Origin of the sequence: Caballeronia sp. AZ10_KS36, from assembly GCF_023631105.1 — a bacterium.
GTDB lineage: Bacteria > Pseudomonadota > Gammaproteobacteria > Burkholderiales > Burkholderiaceae > Caballeronia.
In genome coordinates this window covers 1-13,528 of the sequence record NZ_JALQDQ010000051.1, presented here as the reverse complement: position 1 = coordinate 13,528, position 13,528 = coordinate 1, and the positions used below count along the sequence as shown (strand labels likewise).

Here is a 13,528-nt window from a genome sequence, read left to right as displayed (position 1 = left end):
TGATAAAGTTTTGTGCAAACAGTCCCCGTTGCCGCTTTTTCTCGTTGCAAATAGCACAACCTATATGAAAACTATTAAGACGGCGCTTCAGATGCTCGAGGCCTTCGTAGAGGGCGGTGAACGCAAGACGGTCGGCGAGTTGGCAGAGCGATTCAGCCTTCCCAAGAGTCAGGTATCGCGGATTCTCGGCAGCTTCCGAGACGCGGGATGGCTCGAGCAGGACCCGCGAACGCGCACCTATTCGGTCGGACTGGCAGCCTACGTTTTCGGCGCGCGGTTCGTGCAGTTCGATCCACTGACACGGCAAGCCTTCCCGGTGCTCAGAGGTGTGGTAGATCGCAGCGGATTCAACACCACGCTCTCAGTACTGGACAACCTTAAGCCCCTGTATTTGATTGGCATCGCGGGGCCGGTTCCGGTCGACCTCTCCTCTAACTTCGGGTCATATTTCCCGTTCCACGCAACGGCCGCCGGAAAGGTGCTAGCCACTTATGCCGACGAATCGACCCGTCAAAAAATGCTTCGCGCAGCCCCGTTCGAACGCGTGACGGGAAGGACAATCACGGATCCCGCAGCGATCGAAGCCGAATTGAACCTTGTGTTTCGTCAGGGATATGCCACCTCTGATGGTGAGCGCGTACCGGGTATCGGCGCCATGGCAGTGCCCGTGGTCGGGCGCGAAGGCGAACTGATTGCCGCGCTTGGAATTGCCTTTCCTTGCAAGATGGTGGACAAAGATGATTACGAATATCAGGCCGCCATTCTGAAAAGTGGCTCTCTCATGCTCGCAGAGCGACTTATCGGCACCCCCCGATGACGAGCGACGTGCATGCACATTGGCGCAAGGGCGTCGCGCGAATCCTTGCGGCTATAGGCGTTTTCATTCCTATACAAGACATGCGGTACCTGATTCTCGGAGATTAAGCTGTTGCGAGGAGCGTCACTCGCTCGTACGAATGCCGTCACCCGCCAAGATCATCGACAGTGCGCGTAGTGCCGAGGTCGATTCGATTCCTGCGTACACCGGACTCAACGGATTGCAGGTAATCAACACGCCGAACATCACGAACTCGTAAGCCGTTTGACGAACGGTCGTCGCGACGGCGCACAAGTTAATGCTGAGTTGGACCGACGCTTCGGCGCGATCACGATAGCCGTGCCTGCCCTTGGACTTTGGTGCAATGGGCTATCGTGCTGTGGATCTGATTGGCGAGTCGAATCCTCGCCGTCTGTTCACTGCGAGGACCTCCGCGAACGATACGAGTCGCGAAGCTTCACGTGCGACCGTCGCTCCCTCGAACTGACCGACCACGCGTAAAAATGCACGATAGGGGAAAGCGCCAATCCCGTTGGCTGGTGCAATATATTAGATCTATAATAAACTGTCTTGCGCTGCCAGAGCGGGGCAAGAAGACCGAGTCGGGATTCACCTGGAGCCTTATTCACGTCAGGGGGGCAGGCGGTACGGCGAGAACGGCAACACGTCCCTCTCCGTCCCTTTCGCATCTATGTGCCGTTGCCGAGGCATAAGTTGGTTCTCCGCAAAAACGTGCATCCCTTCAAATGCGCGTGGCGTGGGGCATCCATCGCTTCATTCTTCCGATTGGAAGGCACGAACACAGCGAGTTCGAACGCCCGAGACACGCCGCGCTTTGCTAACATTCGCGGGCGCCAACTCAGGCTAAACAAGAACAATATTAACCGGAAAGAACAACGTGAAATCGAAGACCAACGTTGCACCCTCCATCATCTCCCGGCGACATTTCGGGGCATTGGCTGCGATCACCGGAGTTGGCATTGCTATCAAGCCAGTGTCAACGACTGCCAAACAGTCTTCCCACGATGGCATCGATATTTCCTGTGGGTATGTTCAGGATCCAAACACTTACTACGAGCACCTTAAGCCTGCCAAGCAAACCAACAAGCCGACCATCGTAATGGTACCCGGCGGCGCACACACCGGCTCCTGTTATCAGGTCACTGCCGATGGCCGACCGGGATGGGCTTTTGATTTTGTGAAGATGGGCTATCCGGTTGTCGTATTAGATTGGCCTGCAACGGGACGCAGCGGTTATATCGCCGACGCAGACGTGAATGGTGAGATTGTATGTGCGGGGATCGGCAAGGTTATTGAATCCATCGGTCAGTCAGTCGTGCTGCTGACTCACAGTATGTCGGGCGCATATGGCTGGAAGGTACTGGAAAAGTATGGGCAGCACGTCTCAAGACTTGTAGCTATCGCCCCGGGGCCTCCAGGAAATATACAACCCCCTGCCGATGTCGTCAGTGAGACTCCCGAGAAGATCGTGATTCGTGGAACGACCAATTACACATTGAACCGTACAGGCCCCTTCGTTTCAACGCAAGGTTTCGTCGTCGGCAAGCTGATCGGTAAGAGCGAACTGTTTCCACGCGAGTTCACTGCGAGCTACACCGCAAGTCTTATCCCGATTCCCGCGAAGCTTCTGCAGCAGCGGCTGAATATCCACGGTACTCAACTCAAGGTCGAAGATCGCCGGTACTACAGAGACAAGCCCGTCGTCGTCGTAACTGGCACTAACGACACTGATCATCCGAAGGATATCGATCAGAAAACGGTCGACTGGCTGAAATCAAATGGAGCGAAAGTCGACTACTACTACCTGGGCGACAAAGGCGTCGCTGGAAACGGGCACATGATGATGATGGAACAGAACAGTGATGTGATTGCCAAATTGATCGCGCGTTGGATTGGCTAAGTTCAATAGCCGATGCGAAGTTGGCCCGCCGTGACGCCTGCACGGTGCGCTAGCTATGTGGCCGCCCCTTTCCGGGGCAACTGAGTGACACCCGTAACACAGGCATTGAAAACCGCAAAGAGTCGGCACCCAACTGCTGATGACCAGGCGGCTAGCCGTTGCCGCCGCTAGAACTCTGTTGCGCACCACGGTCTAAGGTTTCTATCGTCTGAGACGACGCTCAGCTCCGGACCGTACGAGCGGACCGGAGCCTTTCTAGGCAACGACAACCTGCGCTTAAATCTTAAAGCTTTCTAACGTGGCGGGGTGAAACAGTTCTTCCGGCTCCAATTTTCGGGAAGACAGCCCCTCCGCATGATGCCGCGCCAGGAATCGCTGCAGGACGTGGCGATTCGCGTCGAAGCCATACGACCAGAAGTCTTCACCCATGAGCTGGCGTGCTGCTCGCAGTTGTTCTTCGACGAATGGCAAAGTCACCTTCGTTGCCGAAGTATCGCTGAGTTTCGTCAAGGCCACGTGCTTTGATCGCTCAAACGCCTTCGCAACCGCGCCCGGGAGCCACGGATGCTGCTCAGCCAGCGAACGCCGGATGCCCAGCAAATGCATGATCGGAAAGAGCTTTGTACGCTGATACCAGTCAGCCGCCGCTTTCTGGGGCTCTGCGTAAAGGTATTTGACGTTGGGGTGGCCGTTCGTGAAGCATGACGGGGCGCGCGGACCAATGACAGCATCGATTTCGCCGGATGCGAGGAGACCGGAAATTGTCACATCCGACGGCGCGTTCTCGAGATGCACGTCAGCGGGAAGATTCAGTTTGATTTTCTCCTCGCGTCCAGTCTCCTCGTAGCCACCGCGTACCCACGTCACATCGGACGCCTTGACGCCATGATCTTCTTCCAGAAAGAGACGAGCCCAGACGTTAGCGGTGAGTTGATATTCAGGCACCCCGATACGCTTGCCTTTCAGGTCGCTGGGGGACTCGATGCCACGATCGTTTCTAACGTAAATCGACGTGTGACGGAATGCGCGAGAAGGAAAAATCGGCACGCCGATATAGGGACTCGTACCGGCCGCTGTCTTCACGCTGTAACTCGAGAGCGACAGTTCGCAGATATCGTAGTCCGCATGACGGAACGCACGAAAGAAGATCTCTTCCGGGTCTTGCAGCATGAAAACGGGATCGACACCGTCGATCTGCACTTCGCCGTCGACCAGCGGCCGCATACGGTCGTAATTGCCCACGGCCACGGACAAATTTAGCTTGCTCATAATTGCTTTCCTGTCGGTTGTTTCTCGTATTGGGCGCGCCTCAAAGGTCAAACGCCGATAAGCACATCGCGTTGCTCTGCGCTCGATCGCAGCATGGCGATACAGATCTCGAGCGTACCGCGCGCCCAGTTCCCGTCATGCAGCGGCGGGAGGCCGCCATGCACGGCAGCGACCAATTCATCAATGACCTCGGCGCGCGGGACGGCAGGCGCTTCGAGGGCAATTCGCTGGCAGCGCTCATCACCGTACACAACGATGCTGTCCGGCAGGGGCCGCAGGTCTGCCTGTTCGCACGACACGATGATCGGGCCGAAATGCTGATGTTGTGCCCTAGCGGCGCTAGTCGTCGACGGAGCTGTGTAGCCGTCGCCGCCGTATGTGCCTGCCGCCTTGAGCCGTGCTTCCTCATCCTTTGACTGTACGCGTGCTAGCTTGCGGCGTGCGCTGCCATAATCGTCGAGACTCTTGGGTCGACCCATTTCGCCAATCCACCCGGTCCACTCATCCGAATCAAAATGCGCATAGCCGTTGTACGAAAGCGATGCGAACGAGCCGTTCTCGAACCAAAGGGTCGCGGTATAGGCTCCTTCGGTCGGACGCGACCGATCCCAGTTGCCGACCGCTGCGCGAATACGAGTCACGGAGCTACCGGCAAGGAGACGAACGATGTCGACTTGATGCGCCGCCTGGCTGAAGACCGCGCCGCCGCCTTCGTCCGTCCTTAGTTCTTCTGGCCTACGCGGACGGAAGAGATAGTCCGTGTAGTTCAAGGCCTGAATCATCTTGACGTTGCCGACCGCACCCGACGAAATCAGCTCGCGCGTGCGCAGGTACGGCGTATCGAAGCTATGACAATGACCTACGATCAAATGCACGTTCGCGTCACGGCAGGCAGCAATCATTTGATCGCATTCAGCGAGCGAAAGGGCCATCGGCTTTTCGACGAGCACGTGCTTGCCGAATTGCGCCGCGACACGAGTGTGCGTAGCGTGGAACTGATGCGGGCTGGCGATGTAGATCGCATCAATGCCAGGCATTCGCGCAAGCGCCTCGATGTCGTCGAACGTTGGAGCACCGAAGTCAAATTCGAACTGCGCACGCGCTTGAGCTCGCGGATCGCACGCGCCGGCCAGTTCGACCCTGGAGTCCGCTAGAAACGTCGGCAGCATCAGCGAGAACGCGCGGCCCAGTCCAACGATGCCGAGTCTCAGCTTTTCCATCACTGTTGGACCTGGTAATTGGTTTCGAGCTCCGCGGATTGCTGCTCGCGCTCACCCCACACCGGCTGTGCTGCGAACTGTTTCCAGTCAGTGTCCTTCGGCACCATCGCCTGGAATGAGCAAACGCTTCTCGGGATAGCCATCTCCGCTGTTCCGATGGCCGTCTCGCCAGCCTGGAAGTCCTTGAGGGCATCCAGCATACGCCGACGAAACTCCACGACGGCAACGTCACTCGCCCCGAGCCGCTCTTCTGAACGGTCAGCGATTGGACCCATCGTGACCCACATTGCGATATCTTGGTTCGGAAAACCCTTGATACCTGTGAAGTTACCGGCTTTCATTGCCTCGCGGTCCTGCCAGAAGCGATTGTCATGATTGCGCAACGGACGGTAATACTCGTCCAGATCGAACCCAACACGCTGTCCCAAGAACTTGCGCCACGTTTCCGTCTCAGGCGTTTTGTCCGGATCGCCCCATGCCATGAAGTAAAACGCAGTGCTGGTATCGTCGCAAGGTACATTGATGTTCGCGACGTTATACAGGTTATTCGGTGGAATAAGCGCAGTTGCGGGCGCGACGAACACTGTCGAGCGTACGTAGTCGTGCGTGGCAGCGTTTTGAATCGGACGGCGCAAAGCGGCGTAGCGGAAGCCGTAGCTCGTGCGATGCACCTGCAGTCGCGGCGCCTTGTCCGTCGACGGCCGCAACCAGTTTTTCGCAGTCGCTTCCGCGCCGCCAACGCGCGCCGGCACGAAGTCCGACGAATGCAAACTCGAGCTATGGGCGGAGTCGATCGCGCCTTCAAGAACCTGCGCCCAGTTGCACGGCAGGATCGCCTTGGCAATGCTCACACGTGCATCTTCGGTTGGCGCCCAAGGAGGCGGCACGAACTCGGGAATTGCGTCCTGCGGACCCATGTAGGCCCATACGAATCCGCCCCATTCCTTAGTCTCATAGGCCTTGTGTTTGACCTTCTTCGTCATCTCGCTGCTTGAGGGTTCAGAGACCATCTCGACGATGTTGCCTTTCACGTCCATCTTCCAGCCGTGATAAAGGCAGCGCAGACCACAGTCCTCGTTGCGGCCATAAACGAGGGAGACGCGGCGGTGCGGACAGTATTCGTCCATAACGCCGACGTTACCGTCAGTGTCGCGGAAGACGACCAGGTCTTCACCCAATACTCGAGCTTTCACGGGCGCGCCGTCCGGCTCGCTGACTTCCTCGATGAGACACACAGGCGTCCAATGACGTCGCATCATCTGTCCCATGGGGGCGTCACCCTCAACACGACACAGCAGTTCATTCTCTTCATGCGTAAGCATTAACTATCTCCTTGCCACCAGTTCGATTACAGTCGCCCGTTAGATATCGAGGACCAACTCCTCGCCCTTCGCCCGTGAAACACAGATCATGATCTGCGTCGATTTCTCATCCTCGGTGAGGACCATGTCGCGATGCTCTGCATCTCCAGAGCAAAGTCTTGTGCGGCACGATCCGCACGTTCCGCTCTCGCATGAGCTCGGAGCCCGGATCCCGTTATCGCGAAGGATCTCAAGGATTGAGCGATCCCTTGGTATCTCGAAGGTCTGGCCAGATTTCTCAAGCTTGACCCTGAACGGTTTGTTTTCCGCTGCGAGCGATTGATCAACACCGAAGCTCTCAAAATGGACGCTGCCTTGCGGCCAATGGCCTGTCATATCACGCACGCTGTCCATCAGCACACGTGGCCCGCAGCAGTAGACGTGAGTTCCGCTACCCGGCTTCTCAAAAACAGGCCAAAAATCAAACGCGTTCGCCAGGTCTCCGTGATCGTGATGAATCACGACCTGCGAGCGCCACTCCGAACCTTTAAGCTCTTCCAGGAACGCCGTCATTTCAGGGCTGCGGGTGAGGTAATACAGCCTGAAGCGAGGCCCTGCCGTAGAGCTCAGATAACGCATCATCGACAGAATTGGCGTAATACCGATGCCGCCCGCCACGAACACAAAGCTTCGAGCGCGCTCGCTCAGTTCGAACTCGTTGCGCGGCTCTGCAACAGCGATCCGATCGCCTACGTGCAGGTCGTCTGCCATGCTGATTGAACCACCACGCCCCGCCGCGTCCCGCTTGACCGCGATCACATAGCGGTCGGTCTCTTGAGGATCGTTGGACAACGAATAGTTGCGATTCGCCCCGCTCGGCACGCGCACCGTCACATGCGCCCCAGCGGTAAAAGGCGTGAGTTCTCGGCCCTCCGGATCACGCAGTTCGAATCGAAAGATCCCTCCCGCGATTTCCTCCTTCTCGGTCACCACGAGCGTCTTGAATAAAAGCTCGTTGTTTGCCATGTCACTCATTACCTTTCTCTCCAATCTGGTCTGCCCAACACAGGTGCTAATCCACGTCATTACCCGATGCGTTTATATTAGATATCTAAGAATATTTGCACAAGCGGGTTTTCCCTGAGCGCTGAATGATCTAGGAATCACGGCCGTGTTTCGCAGGTAGGCGGCACAGTGTCGCCAGGATGCGCATGTTTCACAATATGAAATAGACCGCGTTACGCGCAGCGTCCGTGGTGGTATCGGGACGACAGGCGCCGTTTCTTGCGGCGCAGACGCCTGCCTCGGGTGCCTCGTCCGGCATTCGCTCTCTCAGATTACGGTTGTCCCATCAAGCGTTGGCTTGGCAGTAACCCACACATCCGACAACCCGACGCCTCCGCTGGGCAGCCAGGACCCGGCCTCAACTCCACGGATAGTGAAAAAGAAGCGGCGCCCCACGTGGGCCCCCAACGTTTCGCGAGCGTTTAAGACTTTTGCAGGTGTTCACGCAGGGTGTTAGCCGGGACGCCAAGCAAGACCGCTACCCCGCCCAGAAAGACGAGCGTAGCGATGCCGGACAGGCCGAGCGACAGGCTTCCAGTAAGCGTCTTAGTCCAGCCCAGCGCGATCGGTCCACAGAACGCGCCGACCTGCCCAAGGCTGCTGATCAATCCGATACCAGCTGCGGCTGTTTCGTCGCTCAGATACGCGGGCGGTATTGACCAGATAATCGCAGCCGCGCCGAAGTAGGAAATGGAAATCATTCCGAGACAGACGATCGAGAGGAGGGAGTTTCCCGAGACCATCGGCAACAGAAGTCCGCCGAGGCCGCCGATCGCCGTACAACCGAAGAAGTGCCAACGCCGTTCGAGCGTTACATCGGAACTCCGCGCCACCGCGAACATTCCGAGCGCACCGATGATGTATGGCAGCGCAGACAGCAGACCGATATGGAACACATCAGCGACGCCCGCCTGACGGATAATCGTCGGCGTCCAGTAGTTGAGAATTGTTCCACACAACGGCACCGTTCCCCACCCTGCCGCAAGGATATATACGCGCGGATCCTTCAAAGCAACGAGCAATTGGTGGCGACCGTGCTTCGACGGTTTCTTCTCGGCGCGGTCAGCGGCAAGTGCGTCGAGGATGATCCTTTTCTGCTCGTCGTCGAGCCACCGCGCGTCTTGTGGCCGGTCGACCAGGTAGAAAAACGCGACGACGCCCATCACCAACGCCGGCAGACCTTCCAAGAAGAAGAGCCACTGCCAGTTTCGATAGCCTAAGACGTCTACAAAATTATGAAGGATCCAGCCGGACAGCGGGCCGCCGATGATGCCTGCTGCCGCGATCGCAAGCAGAAAGCGCGAAGTAATACGTGCGCGACGTGCACCCGGATACCAAAAGGTCAGGTACAGAATGATGCCGGGCCAGAAACCAGCTTCTGCCGCGCCCAGCAAGATACGCGCGACATAAAACTGCGTCGGCGTGGTCATAAATGCCATCGCAGTCGATATACCGCCCCATAAGACCATGATGCGCGAGATCGTCAGGCGTGCGCCGATCTTCTTGAGCCAAAGAGTGCTCGGCACTTCGAGGCAGATGTAGCCAATGAAGAAAAGACTCACGCCCAGACCATAAGCCGCATCTGAAAGACCGAGATCCTGCTTCAGATGCAGTTGCGCGAAGCTTACATTCACACGGTCCAAATAGTTCAGCACCCAGCAGATGAAGATGAACGACATTAGCCGCCAAGTGACTTTGTGATACGTCGCCTCGACGCGTGCCGCCGATGCGTCCGATTCCGACATGAATTGAGTGACTGTGGGTTTGGCCACCAGACGTCTCCGTTGCTCTTACTCATAAAAACGATGCGTGCAACGCGCAGAGGTCGTCCGCACCGTCGGGGCATCAAGGATTTTTTATTCGATATCTAACCATAATCGTACAAAGGTGCCGAGACGCAAACAAGTAAGGGTTTGCACCGACATGCGCACCGTGGCCCAGCCGGAGGCGCGAACGGCTATCGCGACCAGTTATCATGTGGTTTACGCGACTATTGAGTTCCGGAAAACATTGTTATGCCACGCAAGAAGAGTGAAAGCGCCGCGCCGCGCGAGACTGCCGAAATGCTGCGTCATTGGCACGAGTCTGTGCCGAACGATCGCCTTGCCCACCTTGTAAAAGACGCTACGCGCTCCATGGTGCGGGCGCTACAGATGCGCCTCACGGAGCATGCCGTGTCTTTCGGACACTGGACGTTCCTACGCATACTTTGGGAGAGAGACGGGCTCACGCAACGTGAACTGAGCGATCAGGCGGGGGTCATGGCTCCGACAACCTTTGCGGCTGTCACAGCCATGGAAAAGCTGGGTTTAGTCGAGCGGCAGCAGCGCCCGGAAAACAAGAAAAATACCCACGTCTACCTTACGCCTAAAGGGCGTGCGTTAAAGGCGAAACTAGTCCCGCTGGCTGAGGAGGTCAACGACATAAGCGTGGCGGGGCTGAGCGAGCGTGACATTAAGACAGCGCGTAAGGTACTCCTCGCAATTATCGAGAACCTAGCTGAGGATGAAGCAGACTCAACCAATCCGGGCCGACGCGTTCCGTCGACCCGCGAGCTTGGGAGAATTATCGCTGAGCGAGGTGAGACGCTCGAGGAATCTGAGTAGATTCCGATACCAGCTTTTCGGAACAGTACGCTAGCCTACAACGCGACACAGATCGCAATCGGCGCAGGGAAACTTCACGTTCGCAACTCCATCATCAGCTGGTTACGGTCCCATTGGATCGGTTCGGAGCCGAGGCCCGCGCACCAATCCATCTGGCGTTGCTTCAGAAAAGGAAGGCTAAGGCATGCGGTCCAACGCCATGGGCTGCATAGCAGGCGATCTACGTAGTATCACAAAATGGGGCTGCTTGGAATTTCGCTCGCAGCCGCCCGACAGCGTCTTGCAAACAAGCCCGTGCAAATTCCAACAGAGCGAGCGTGCACTCCACCGCCCATGCCCTGGCCACAGCGGAAAAAAGAAGGGCGGAGAATGCTGTCTCACGCAGCGACGGAGGGCAATCGATTCAGCGGAATTGCCGGATCAGCAAGGGAAGCGGTGTCCACCACCGTCGCCTTCTTGATCAGTTGTTTTGCCTGCTTGAGGTCGCGTGCCGCGTTCACCGATGCAGCGGCTACGATCCGCCCGTTTTCGATTTGAAACAGGGAAAAGCTGTGCGCGGATGGATCGCCTCGAACTACCTCTTCTCTGCCGGGCCCAAACAATCCCACCATTTGAATGTTCAAATCGTACTGATCCGACCAGAACCACGGCAAGTCGTCGTAGCGAACGGAAGAATCGCCCGCCATCGTTCGACCAACTGCGATTGCATGGTTTTGCGCATTCGCCCACGACTCGAGCCGCAGTCTGTCTGGCTGCCAGGACAGCGGTAAACAAGCCACATCCCCGGCCGCAAAAATAGCTGGATCCGACGTGGCTCCCGTATCGTCGACGACGATTCCATTCTCGACATGAAGCCCGGCGGCGACCGCCAGTTCCGTGTGCGGAGCCAATCCGACACCCAGCACAATCAAATCGGCAGGTTCAATGCATTCGTCGCTGGCCGCCAGCGTCGCTATCAATCGCCCATCATCCGTGGCGCGAACGCTAGTCAAAGATGTCTGGGTCCGCACGTGTACGCCGTGCTCCAAGTGCGCGTGCAGAAGATACTCCGACATAAACGGCGGGAGCGACCGCGCACAAATCCGTTCGGCATACTCCAGTAGCGTTACTGACATTCCCCGTTGCCGAGCGGCCGCAGCCACTTCTAGCCCAATCCACCCGCCGCCAACGACCAGCGCATGGCCGCCCTCGCGCATTCTTGTCGCGATCGCTGACGCGTCCGCGAGCGTGCGCAGCGTTAGCACTCCCGGAAGATCATTACCTGGAAATATAGGCCGGCGTGCCTGCCCCCCTGTTGCCAAGGCAAGACGGTCATACGGATACCGGCTGCCGTCAGCACATGCGACCTCCCGGAGTGCGCGATCGATGGCGGTCACCCGCTTCCCCAATTCAAGCCGAATATCCAACTTCTCGTATTCTTCGCGCGCGAAAACCGGCGCATAAGCCTCACCCGTACCGAGTAGTCCGGCTTTTGACAACGGTGGACGCTCATAAGGTAGATGCGATTCATCGCCAAGAAGCGTCACAGTCCCGGCGAATCCAGCCTCACGTATGGATCGCGCCACCCACGCCCCGGCTTGGCCGCCTCCCACTATGACGATGTTGGTGTCCATGCGTCCCTTCTCCTATTCAGCGCCAGTTTCACCGAGAGCCTTACACCAGACTCACTCGGAGGCATGGCACACGTTTGCGCGGCAGCGTCGTTCACACTCCAACCAACACATCCTCGCCGTCGACCCGGACAGGGAAGCATGAGAGTGCAACCTTGCAAGGCGCGCCAACCGGCGCGCCAGTGCGGATATCGAACGTGCCCTCGTGGAGCGGACATTCGATCAGGCATCCATCGAGGATCAGGCCGTCGGCTAAACTTGCCTGACCATGCGTACAGAGATCCTGGGTGGCATAGACAGTGCCGTCGACACGATAAAGACACAAAGATTGGTCCCCGACTTCGACACGCAGCGTGTCCCCTTCACTTATTTGGTCGACGGTTGCAACCTGTTTCCACTGTTCGTTCATTTAGATTCTCCAACGCCCGCCTCTTTGAGGGGCGGGCATGCGTACCGCTTCAGGCCGACATCAATTCGAGATAGTGATTTTCCATGTGGTACAAGGCCTCTTCGAGGGGCGACATGGGGCCCGGCGTGAAGAATTTCGATCCAGCGGAATTTTGAAGCGACTCAACCATGACCGCGTCTTCAGCAATAATCTGCCTGACAAACTCTCGATATTTCGCAAGTTCCTCTTCATAGTTCGGAATGTCGAACGCTGCTGGCGGGAACATCAAATAGCAGATGATCCGCGTCGTATCGGGCGTAACCGGCCAGACATGCCATGCGCGGACGCTGTCTGAGCGCATCGACAGGTTGAGGTTGGGATAGATACCTGCTTTGCAGGCGATCCCGGACGGCTTGTCGACAGCCCACGGCAGCGTCGGGAAAACCTGGACACCGCTCTTCGAATGCGGCCTCGCCTCATAGCTGGTGTGCCAGCCGCCATCTTTCTCAAGATGGAATTTGAGTTGCTCGCCCTTGACGAAACCGCCGAACGTATTCCTGTGAATGACGCCAACGTGGTAAATGTCGATCAGATTCTCGGTCAAAAATTTCCAGTTGCACTTGACATCGATGACCACGCGATCAGCGAGCTTGCACTCGTCGGTCCGGAACCACCAGAGGCTGCGTTCATACGGTTCAATAAACTCTTCGAACGGCACGGGTTCGTCGGCGAAATTGACGAAAACCCATCCGCGCCAGACGTGACTCTTCACCCGTCGCAACGATGCGTGCGAAAGATCAACATCGCATGCTTTCATGCCAGGCGCAGAAATCAGCTTTCCATCGATGCCGTACAGCCATGCGTGATAGGGGCAGCTAAATTCCTCGCTATTTCCGCAGCCGGTCGCCACCTCTACACCACGATGCAGGCACTGGTTCATGTAGACGACGATTTCGTCTTCTGAAGGGCGCGCAATGACAATCGATTCACCCATGACGTTGAAGGTCATGTAGTCGCCGACATTGGCGACCTCCTCTACCCGCGCCACCGAAAGCCAGTGGGTCATGAAGATTTTCTCTTTCTCCATAGCGTAGATATCGACCGAGCTGTAGACCGCACCGGGCAAATGCCGTGCGACCGACAGTTTCTGACGCGTCTTGTCGAATTGCGGCTGCAGTCTGATGATTTTTTCCTTTGCACTACTCACGACAGTCTCCTGAGAATCAATCCGAAATATGCTGCATGTAGTGCATCCTAGTCGACTGCGTCATTGATTTGGCACCTGGCGGATTCGACGTGAAGGATCGTCATACTTCCACTTGATCGGCTTT

The 13,528-nt window shown here is 57.1% G+C and carries 11 protein-coding genes; 3 read left to right on the top strand and 8 right to left on the bottom strand.

The genetic code is table 11. The annotated features are described in order from the left end of the window. Window positions 1–64 precede the first annotated feature (64 nt). Together NCR35_RS29370 and NCR35_RS29365 are read left to right on the top strand one after the other, a co-directional pair. Entirely contained in the window at window positions 65–817 is a 753-nt protein-coding gene (locus NCR35_RS29370) for an IclR family transcriptional regulator (RefSeq protein ID WP_250537405.1), read from the top strand. A gap of 898 nt (window positions 818–1,715) precedes the next feature. Then, window positions 1,716–2,738: an alpha/beta fold hydrolase gene (locus tag NCR35_RS29365; protein ID WP_250537404.1), complete on the top strand. Its 1,023-nt coding sequence runs from the start codon at window positions 1,716–1,718 to the stop codon at window positions 2,736–2,738. A 276-nt stretch (window positions 2,739–3,014) separates the two neighbouring features. On the opposite strand, the gene NCR35_RS29360 is transcribed toward NCR35_RS29365, so the two are convergent. The 5 genes from NCR35_RS29360 to NCR35_RS29340 all read right to left on the bottom strand — a co-directional run bounded on the left by NCR35_RS29360 (window position 3,015) and on the right by NCR35_RS29340 (window position 9,338). Beyond that, on the bottom strand, window positions 3,015–4,007 hold the full coding sequence (locus NCR35_RS29360; RefSeq protein ID WP_250537403.1) for an ABC transporter substrate-binding protein: 993 nt from the start codon (window positions 4,005–4,007) through the stop codon (window positions 3,015–3,017). Window positions 4,008–4,054: 47 nt separating this feature from the next. Then, the gene (locus tag NCR35_RS29355) at window positions 4,055–5,227 is read right to left on the bottom strand and encodes a Gfo/Idh/MocA family protein (protein ID WP_250537402.1); all 1,173 of its coding nucleotides are present in this window, start codon (window positions 5,225–5,227) and stop codon (window positions 4,055–4,057) included. Then, the gene (locus NCR35_RS29350; RefSeq protein WP_250537401.1) at window positions 5,227–6,549 is read right to left on the bottom strand and encodes a Rieske 2Fe-2S domain-containing protein; all 1,323 of its coding nucleotides are present in this window, start codon (window positions 6,547–6,549) and stop codon (window positions 5,227–5,229) included. The genes NCR35_RS29355 and NCR35_RS29350 overlap by 1 nt, the downstream gene beginning before the upstream one ends. A gap of 39 nt (window positions 6,550–6,588) precedes the next feature. Continuing rightward, window positions 6,589–7,554: a PDR/VanB family oxidoreductase gene (locus NCR35_RS29345; RefSeq protein ID WP_502801738.1), complete on the bottom strand. Its 966-nt coding sequence runs from the start codon at window positions 7,552–7,554 to the stop codon at window positions 6,589–6,591. 461 nt (window positions 7,555–8,015) lie between these two features. After that, entirely contained in the window at window positions 8,016–9,338 is a 1,323-nt protein-coding gene (locus tag NCR35_RS29340) for an MFS transporter (protein ID WP_250537420.1), read from the bottom strand. 270 nt (window positions 9,339–9,608) lie between these two features. On the opposite strand from NCR35_RS29340, the gene NCR35_RS29335 reads away from it, so the two are divergent. Continuing rightward, on the top strand, window positions 9,609–10,199 hold the full coding sequence (locus tag NCR35_RS29335; protein ID WP_250537399.1) for a MarR family winged helix-turn-helix transcriptional regulator: 591 nt from the start codon (window positions 9,609–9,611) through the stop codon (window positions 10,197–10,199). 377 nt (window positions 10,200–10,576) lie between these two features. On the opposite strand, the gene NCR35_RS29330 is transcribed toward NCR35_RS29335, so the two are convergent. The 3 genes from NCR35_RS29330 to NCR35_RS29320 all read right to left on the bottom strand — a co-directional run bounded on the left by NCR35_RS29330 (window position 10,577) and on the right by NCR35_RS29320 (window position 13,404). Next, window positions 10,577–11,812: an NAD(P)/FAD-dependent oxidoreductase gene (locus tag NCR35_RS29330; RefSeq protein WP_250537398.1), complete on the bottom strand. Its 1,236-nt coding sequence runs from the start codon at window positions 11,810–11,812 to the stop codon at window positions 10,577–10,579. Between the two features lie 91 nt (window positions 11,813–11,903). Continuing rightward, window positions 11,904–12,218, bottom strand: a complete 315-nt coding sequence (locus NCR35_RS29325; protein ID WP_250537397.1) for a non-heme iron oxygenase ferredoxin subunit — start codon at window positions 12,216–12,218, stop codon at window positions 11,904–11,906. A 49-nt stretch (window positions 12,219–12,267) separates the two neighbouring features. Next, window positions 12,268–13,404: an aromatic ring-hydroxylating oxygenase subunit alpha gene (locus tag NCR35_RS29320; protein WP_250537396.1), complete on the bottom strand. Its 1,137-nt coding sequence runs from the start codon at window positions 13,402–13,404 to the stop codon at window positions 12,268–12,270. Between the last annotated feature and the right edge of the window lie 124 nt (window positions 13,405–13,528).

Coding starts and splice junctions, on each gene's coding strand:
- NCR35_RS29370 (WP_250537405.1), top strand. CDS start 65: ATGAAAACTATTAAGACGGCGCTTCAGATGCTCGAGGCCTTCGTAGAG.
- NCR35_RS29335 (WP_250537399.1), top strand. CDS start 9,609: ATGCCACGCAAGAAGAGTGAAAGCGCCGCGCCGCGCGAGACTGCCGAA.
- NCR35_RS29350 (WP_250537401.1), bottom strand. CDS start 6,549: ATGCTTACGCATGAAGAGAATGAACTGCTGTGTCGTGTTGAGGGTGAC.
- NCR35_RS29360 (WP_250537403.1), bottom strand. CDS start 4,007: ATGAGCAAGCTAAATTTGTCCGTGGCCGTGGGCAATTACGACCGTATG.
- NCR35_RS29345 (WP_502801738.1), bottom strand. CDS start 7,554: ATGGCAAACAACGAGCTTTTATTCAAGACGCTCGTGGTGACCGAGAAG.
- NCR35_RS29330 (WP_250537398.1), bottom strand. CDS start 11,812: ATGGACACCAACATCGTCATAGTGGGAGGCGGCCAAGCCGGGGCGTGG.
- NCR35_RS29340 (WP_250537420.1), bottom strand. CDS start 9,338: ATGTCGGAATCGGACGCATCGGCGGCACGCGTCGAGGCGACGTATCAC.
- NCR35_RS29325 (WP_250537397.1), bottom strand. CDS start 12,218: ATGAACGAACAGTGGAAACAGGTTGCAACCGTCGACCAAATAAGTGAA.
- NCR35_RS29355 (WP_250537402.1), bottom strand. CDS start 5,227: ATGGAAAAGCTGAGACTCGGCATCGTTGGACTGGGCCGCGCGTTCTCG.